This window comes from Pseudooceanicola lipolyticus, assembly GCF_002786325.1.
GTDB classification, from domain to species: domain Bacteria; phylum Pseudomonadota; class Alphaproteobacteria; order Rhodobacterales; family Rhodobacteraceae; genus Pseudooceanicola_C; species Pseudooceanicola_C lipolyticus.
This window is the reverse complement of sequence record NZ_PGTB01000433.1, coordinates 1-542: the sequence shown is the minus strand read 5'-3', so window position 1 is coordinate 542 and position 542 is coordinate 1. Positions and strand designations below refer to the sequence as shown.

Below are 542 nucleotides of genomic sequence, written 5' to 3'. Positions count from 1 at the left end.
CGAGGCCGAGGCCACCCGTGCCGACCGGATTGCTGCCAATGCCGCGGCCTTGGGAGTCGAGGACCGGCTGACGCTGGTCAGGGGGCGCGCGCCCGAGGCGCTGGAGGGGCTGGAGGCGCCGCAGGCGGTGTTCATCGGCGGCGGGCTTTCGGCCGCTCTGCTGGCGCGCCTCGGTGCGATGCTTGCCGAGGGCACTCGCATCGTCGCCAATGCCGTGACGCTGGAATCCGAGGCGCTGCTGACCACCTGGCAAGCCGACCATGGCGGCACCCTGCTGCGCATCGACCTGGCCGAGGTGGCGCCGCTGGGCTCGAAACGCGGCTGGAAGGCGGCCTATCCGATCACCCAATGGGGCGGCGTGATATGATCGTTGCAGGCTTCGGGTTTCGCGCCGCCGCCACCGGCGACAGTTTGCGCTCGGCGCTGGCCAAGGCCGGCGGCGGTGCCGAGATGATTGCCGCGCCCGCCGATAAATGCGCCGCGCCGGCGTTTCGCGCCTTTGCGCAGGCCGAGGCGCTGAGCGTGATCGCGGTGTCGCCGGC

1 pseudogene is annotated in these 542 nt (G+C 72.1%); it reads left to right on the top strand.

The features are described from left to right. A pseudogene (locus tag CVM52_RS27360) lies at nucleotides 1-367 on the top strand (cobalamin biosynthesis bifunctional protein CbiET); the annotation flags it as partial. Nucleotides 368-542: the final 175 nt, after the last annotated feature.